Source organism: Nitratidesulfovibrio oxamicus (genome assembly GCF_015731765.1).
GTDB lineage: Bacteria > Desulfobacterota > Desulfovibrionia > Desulfovibrionales > Desulfovibrionaceae > Cupidesulfovibrio > Cupidesulfovibrio oxamicus.
In genome coordinates, this window is sequence record NZ_VRYY01000098.1 from 1 (window position 1) to 6,625 (window position 6,625).

7 protein-coding genes are annotated in these 6,625 nt (G+C 69.0%); 4 read left to right on the forward strand and 3 right to left on the reverse strand.

What is annotated here, in order from left to right:
• The coding region (locus FVW20_RS04425) for a protein-disulfide reductase DsbD family protein (protein WP_196608460.1) at positions 1 to 1,885 on the forward strand (1,885 nt) is incomplete at its 5' end.
• Between the two features lie 156 nt (positions 1,886 to 2,041).
• Here FVW20_RS04425 and FVW20_RS04430 read toward each other — a convergent pair.
• The 3 genes from FVW20_RS04430 to FVW20_RS04440 form a co-directional block, all read right to left on the reverse strand.
• On the reverse strand, positions 2,042 to 2,560 hold the full coding sequence (locus FVW20_RS04430) for a carboxymuconolactone decarboxylase family protein (RefSeq protein WP_196608461.1): 519 nt from the start codon (positions 2,558 to 2,560) through the stop codon (positions 2,042 to 2,044).
• Positions 2,561 to 2,684: 124 nt separating this feature from the next.
• Positions 2,685 to 3,311 (reverse strand): TetR/AcrR family transcriptional regulator, encoded by a 627-nt coding sequence (locus tag FVW20_RS04435; protein ID WP_196608462.1) that lies wholly within the window; start codon positions 3,309 to 3,311, stop codon positions 2,685 to 2,687.
• A 257-nt stretch (positions 3,312 to 3,568) separates the two neighbouring features.
• Complete coding sequence (locus FVW20_RS04440; RefSeq protein ID WP_196608463.1) at positions 3,569 to 4,831, reverse strand: M24 family metallopeptidase; 1,263 nt, start codon at positions 4,829 to 4,831, stop codon at positions 3,569 to 3,571.
• Positions 4,832 to 5,173: 342 nt separating this feature from the next.
• On the opposite strand from FVW20_RS04440, the gene FVW20_RS04445 reads away from it, so the two are divergent.
• From FVW20_RS04445 to FVW20_RS19625, 3 genes are all read left to right on the forward strand, one after another.
• Positions 5,174 to 5,596, forward strand: coding sequence for a CoA-binding protein (locus FVW20_RS04445; protein ID WP_196608464.1), 423 nt, complete (start codon positions 5,174 to 5,176; stop codon positions 5,594 to 5,596).
• On the forward strand, positions 5,593 to 6,120 hold the full coding sequence (locus tag FVW20_RS04450; protein ID WP_372434963.1) for a YkgJ family cysteine cluster protein: 528 nt from the start codon (positions 5,593 to 5,595) through the stop codon (positions 6,118 to 6,120). Before FVW20_RS04445 ends, FVW20_RS04450 begins: the two co-directional genes overlap by 4 nt.
• Positions 6,121 to 6,225: 105 nt before the next feature.
• The coding region (locus tag FVW20_RS19625) for a J domain-containing protein (RefSeq protein WP_307831350.1) at positions 6,226 to 6,625 on the forward strand (400 nt) is incomplete at its 3' end.

Below are 6,625 nucleotides of genomic sequence, written 5' to 3' on the forward strand. Positions count from 1 at the left end.
CGGGGCCTCGTCCCAGGCTGCTGCGCCTGCCGGGGCCGCTGGTCCCGGCGGCGCGCCCGGCATCCTGTACCCGCCGGGGCGCGAAATCATGGATCCCCTGTCCCCCGGCCAGCGGGTGCTGGTGTACGAAGGCCGCGCGCCGGTGTTCGTGCGCCTGCCGCAAGACCATCTGGACCGCGACCTGACGGCCTCGGTGTCGCTGCTGCTGTGCTCCGACCGCAATTGCCTGCCGTATCGCGGCGGAGTGGCGTTTCGCGTGGACGGCGGCGCGCTGGGCCAATTGCCGCGCGCCGACGAGCAACCCTGGATGGAACACCTGCGCGCGGCGCGCCCGGGCGTGCAGGTGGCATCCGCTCGCCCGGGAGAAGGTGCCGCCACGCCCGGCCAGTCGGGGGGGGCGGTGACTGGGGGCACGGCAGTCGGGGGGGCTTCACCCGCCGTAGCCCCGGCCAGCGGCGCAACATCGGCCCAGGGTACGCAAGAAGCGCAGGGAGCGCAGGAGCAGGGCGACAGGGTCACCATTCCCTTCGGCAAGGGGGGGCGCTCCGTGCCCTTGCCGGGCATGCCGGACGCACAGGCAGCCGCCAATGCAACCGAAGGGGCGGTGTCCGGTTCCCAGTCCGGTACCATCCACTGGAATTTCGCGCCGCGCTATCAGGTGCCCGAACTGGAGGTCTCCAGCCTGGGCAAGGCGCTGCTGCTGGGGCTGCTGGCGGGCCTGCTGCTGAACCTGATGCCCTGCGTGCTGCCGGTGATCAGCCTGAAGCTGAGCGGCTTCGTGGCCGTTGCGGGCCTGGGGGGCGACGAGGCCCGCCGTGCGCACTTCCGCGAGCACAACCTGTTGTTCGCGGCGGGGATCATGGCCTGGTTCCTGTTGCTGGCCTTCATCCTGGGCGGGGCGGGGCTGGCCTGGGGGCAACTGTTCCAGCGGCCCGGCGTGGTGCTGGGCCTTTTGCTGGTGGTGTTCGGCCTTGGGCTGAGCATGTTCGGGCTGTTCACCTTGCCCGTGCTGGACCTGAAGGCGGTGGGGGCGGGCGGTTCAAGCCGTGCCCAGCCGTTCTTTACCGGACTGGTGGCCACGCTGCTGGCCACCCCGTGCAGCGGTCCGCTGCTGGGTGGCGTGCTGGGCTGGGCCTTTCAGCAGCCGCCGGAGATCATGGCCTTCGTCTTCACCTCGGTGGGTGTGGGCATGGCCCTGCCGTACCTGGTGCTGGCGGCCCGTCCGGGGCTGGTGCGCCATTTTCCCCGGCCCGGCGCGTGGACCGGCACGCTGGAGCAGTTGGTGGGTTTTTTCCTGATGGGCACCGCGGTGTACCTGCTGACCATCCTGCCCGATGCCTGGCTGATGCCAGCACTGGTGACCTTGCTGGCGGTGGCCTTTGCCGCGTGGATATGGGGGCGCTGGGGCGGGCTTGATGCCTCGCCGCGCCGCCGGACGGTGGTACGGCTGGCGGCACCGGCGCTGGTGGCGGTGGCGGTGTGGCTGGCCTTTGCCCCTTCGGCCCCGCCCGCCCGCTGGGAACCTTTCCACCCCGCCACCTTCCGGGCCATGCTGGGGAAAGAGCCGCTCATCGTGGACTTTACCGCCGACTGGTGCCCCAACTGCAAACTGCTGGAACAGACCACCCTGTCCAGCGGGGCGGTGTCGGAATGGGCACGCCGCCACGGCGCGCGCCTGATACGGGTGGACCTGACGGAGGAGTCGCCCGAGGCCCAGGCCCTGTTGCGCTCGCTGGGCAGCAGCAGCATTCCCGTGGTTGCGCTGTTCCCCAAGGGGCTGTTGTCCGCCTCGCCGGTGGTCCTGCGCGACCTGTTCACCACCGGCCAAATGGAGCAGGCCCTGCTGGAGGCGTTCGGCAAGCCGAAGCAGGAGTGGGAGGACTGATTCGCTGGACTGGACCGCGTTGTCCGGGCCGGGCAACGCCCACAACCTGAATGCGATGCGCCGTCCGGGGAATTCCCCGGACGGCGTTTTGCTGCACCCCCCGAGAGGTGGGGCGCATGGGTGCGGTCGGTATGGCAGGTAGCCGTGCCGTGCGGGCTAATCCCTGACGAAGGTACGGTACATCAACGACATGCCCAGCATGTTCGAGGCCACCTGCACGGCGTCCACCACGTCCGACTCGCGCCAGCCCAGTTCCATCAGCGCCTCGATGTCCGCGCGGGTAACCGCGGCGGGCTCGTTGACCGCCCTGGTCACGAAGGCCAGCAGGGCGCTTTCGGTTTCGTCCAGCGGGGTTTCTGCGGGCTTGCAGGACAGGCTGGCGATGTCGCCCTCGCTCATGCCCTGCATGCGCAGCAGGTCGTGGTTGAACACGGAGCAGGGGGCGTAGGCGAACTTTTCCGAGGCCACGTAGCGGATGGACGCCAGCAGCGGGGGAGAAAGCCGGTCGTGATGGCGAAAGTAGCGGATCGTGCCGGCCTGGCGCTCCATCAGGCCGGGGCTGACGCTCAGAAGGCGCATGGGTACGGGAATGTCGATCTGCGGGGGAACCAGGGCGTAGGTGTCGGCCACGATGCCTTCGGCCTTGTCGCGTTCCACGGTGTTCACCAGATACATGGGGGGCTCCTTTGTTTGCGGGGGGGTACATAGTAGACCGGTCGTCTATATGACTGGCCGGTTGTTTCCCGGGACTGGTGTGGCGCCTTGCACACGGACGAGGGATGCTTCGGCGTGTCTGCTTCTAATCGCCTTGGCTATTCCCGGCGGTTATGGCCGGGGCGGCCCGCGGGCCGGATAGGATGCGCGTGAAGACCATTTTCTCCAGCCGCAGCAGGGGCTGGACGTTCTTTTCCGCCTTCATGCGCAGGATGGCCCCTTCCCAGGCGTCCATGACGAAGGCGGCGGTCTCGTAGGGTTCCAGGTCGGGGGCCAGTTCGCCCCGTGCGGCGGCCTCGTTCAGGACATCGCCCATGGCCCGTGACAGGCCGCCCAGCACCTCGCGCAGCTTTTCGCAGATGGCAGGGGAAAGATCGCACATTTCCTGGGCCAGATTGCCGAAGGGGCAGCCGCGCTCATAATCCCATTGCTGGTAACGCTGGCGGGCCAGTTCGAAGAACCTGCGCAGCCGGTCCAGCGGCGGCACGTCCGCGTCGCGCAGCACCTGGGCCAGGGCCGGGGTGCGCACCTCGCGGTAATGGTCTATGAGCGCCAGGCCGAACTCTTCCTTGCTGGGAAAGTAGAAATAGAACGACCCCTTGGGCACGCCTGCCAGGTCGAGGATTTCCTTGATGCCGGTATTGTTGAAACCCTTGCGGTGGACCAGTTCGGCCCCGGCATCCAGTATGGCACGGCGTGCGTCACGTTTCATACATGCGCTAATAGACCAGTCGTCTATCTGGGGTCAAGCGAAAAACCGGTCGCTCGTGCTGCTGCGCGGGCGACCGGTTGGTGGCAGGCGGGATTCGTTTTGGCCGGGCCGTGTCGGGGCCGGGTTGCGCCAGGTTGCGCCAGGTTGCGCCCGGTCGCGCCCGGTTGCGCCCGGTTACGCCCGGTTACGCCCGGTTACGGCCGGTTACGCTGGATCCGGGCCGTGCCGGCACCGGAAGGTCAGGCTGCGGGGGGGGGCTACACGCAGACCATGTCATAGGCCGTGCCGGTCAGGGCGCGACCACCCCCGTCGGCAACCTCGAAGGTGTTCTCCACCCCCACCATGCCCACCCCGGCAATGCCCATCTTGGGTTCCAGGGCGATGGTCATGCCTTCTTCCAGCGGCTCGTCGAAGCGGTGGGCGATGACCGGGTACTCGTCGATGGTCAGCCCGATGCCGTGCCCCAGAAAGGTGACCTTGTTGGAGCCCAGCCCCATGAACCCTTCGGACAGGCCTGCGCGTTCCACGAGATCCAGCGTGGATCGCCAGATGTCCGAGGGGATTTCGCCGGGGCGCAGCCGTTCCGCCGCGCGGGCCTGCACCTCGATGCACAGGTCGTGGGCGCGGCGCACCGCGTCGGGGATGGAGGCGGCGTTGCCCGCCCAGTACAGCTGGGTCTTGTCGGTGTGGTACCCTTCGAGGCAGAAGCCGATGTCCAGCGCCAGCGGGGTGCCATGCCGCCATACCGAGCCCGCGTACCCCATGAACGGGATGGCCGGGTGCTCGCCCTTGAGGCCCAGCGGGCCGTTGAAGTGGCTGGGGTAATTGCCGTTTTCGCCAGCGGCGATGTGCCCCAGAAAGCACTCCTCGCCCGGTGCGCCCATGCGCATCAGCCCGCCGTGCCCCCGGCTGAAGAACACCTGCCACGACAGGTGCGAAATCTCGCGCTCGGTCATGCCGGGGCGCAACAGGGCGGGCAGCAGGTCGTGCAGGCATTCGTGATGGCGGGCACCGGCCAGGCGCAGCTTGACCAGTTCCCATTCGGTCTTGCGGGCGCGGGCACGGGTAAGCACCGCGTCGCCCGGCACAAAGGCCACCCCGGCCAGCCGCTGTTGCAGCATGGAGGCCAGCGACCACGGCAACCCGGACATTTCGACCGCCACCACCGGGGCGAGCGGGCTGCCCGCGTCGGCGCACAGGCCGGTCAGATCGCCGTAGGAACGGAAGGACACGATGTTGGCCAGCGGGCTTTCCAGGCGGGCGCGTTCCTCGCCCTTGCGCACCAGCAGCACCGGCTCGCCCTCGCGGGGCAGCCACAGCACGCCGTTGCCCGCCGTGCCGGCAAGGTAATAGATGGCCACGCGCGAGAAGGCCATCAGGCCGCCCGCATCGGGGGCCTGCGCGGCAAGGATTTCCAGCGCGCGGGACTGGCGCAGCCGGGCTTCTTCTGCGGGCAGGCGTTCGGCTGCGGTGAACGGGCGGGGAGAGGGCGGGGTGTGCGGGCGGGGCGTGTGGGACATGGGGGCCGGGGCTCCTTTGCGGCTGTGGTTCCGACGATGGGCACAAGGTAGGCCAAGGCGCAGCCGGGCGCAACAGGGCGCAACAGGGCACAGCAGGGCGCAGCCGGGCGAAGTGCTGGCGTCTGCCGTCACCGGCGGGCGGTTTCGCCCCCGTCGCCATGAAACCGCAGGGGCCGGGGGCGGCGATTGCGCTTGGCGGCAAGGCCGGGTAGAGAGGATGCTTCCGTATTGTTGATCGCGGTCGGCAACGGCAGTGCGACCACAGAAGAGGCCTGGGCCGCGCCCGCCGTCGGGCTGCGCGGCCACGGCTTTTGCCGCATATTATGGTTTCAGGGGTACAGGATGCTGCTCGACGCCACGCTTCGCACCATACTGCGCGAATCGCGCACCATCGCCGTCATCGGCGCCAAGGACAAGCCCGGCCAGCCCGTGGACATGGTGGGCCGCTATCTCATCGAAGCCGGATACGACGTGCGCCCGGTGCACCCGGTGCGCCGCACCGTGTGGGGCATGCAGGCCTATCCGACCATCGGCGACGTGCCGATCGACGTGGACATCGTCAACGTGTTCCGCGCACCGGAGCATTGCCCGGCCCATGCCGTGGAGGTGCTGGCCCTGCCGCGCCTGCCGCGCCTGTTCTGGATGCAGTCGGGCATCACCAGTCCGGAGGCGGGCCGGATGCTCTTCGAACGCGGCGTGGCCGTGGTGGAGGATCTGTGCCTGATGGTGGAGCATCGCAGGCTGATGGCCGGGGGGCTGCTGTGAGCGTCAACGATTCCGCGTCCTCCCCGCCTGTCGCGCCCCCCGCATCCTCGACGTCCTCCGCGCCGTGGGACGACGCCTTCGACTGCCGCATGTGCGGCCAGTGTTGCCAGGGCGAGGGCGGCATCGTGGTCAGCCCTGCAGATCTTGCGCGCATCTGCGCCTTTCTGGGCATGACGCCCGAAGCCTTCGAGGCCGCCTACGGCGAACGCCGCAACGGCAAGCTGAAGGTGCGCACCGGGCCGGACGGCAACTGCGTGTTCTTTGCCGCCGGGCGCGGCTGCACCGTGCACGAGGGCAAGCCGGACATCTGCCGGGCCTGGCCGTTCTTTCGCGGCAACCTGGTGGACGCGGACAGCCTGGGTATGGCCAAGGAATACTGTCCCGGCATCCGGCCCGACGTGCGGCATGCCGAATTCGCCGAGGCCGGGCGGGCGTATCTGGCCGCGCGGGGGCTGCTGGCCTCCGACTGCACGTGCGAGGCCAACGCCCTGGTTCTGGACAGGAACAAGAACGGCGACAAGTAGCCGGTAGACAGGCCCGCCAGTCAAGAAAGACGCAGCGGCGGTAAGGTTTTTCGCCGAAACAGCCGAAAAGGGCTGCGGGCAGGGTAAATGGGGGGCGGAGGTCGCGTGACGCTGAGGGAATGCTACCGGATACTGCAAGTCGGCAACGGCGCGTCGCTTGACGAGGTCAAGAAGGCGTACCGCAGGCTGGCGTTCGAGCTGCATCCGGACCTGAACCCCGGCAGGCCCGACGCGGCCCGTCGCTTCCAGCGCCTGAACGAGGCGTACGTGCTGCTTTCGCGCACGCTGGACACAGCCGGCCCCGGCGGCAACGGCAACGGGATGGGGGGGGCTGGCGGTGCTGCGGAGCGCGAATCCGCCGCACGCGAAGCCTCCCGCGCCTACGAGCAGGCCCGGCAACGCTTCGGCGATATGGGAACAGGGGGGACCGGCGGCGGCAACGGCCCTTCCGCGTCGTCGGCGTCTTCTGCGGCTGGCGGGACCGGTGCGTCATCCGCCACCGGGG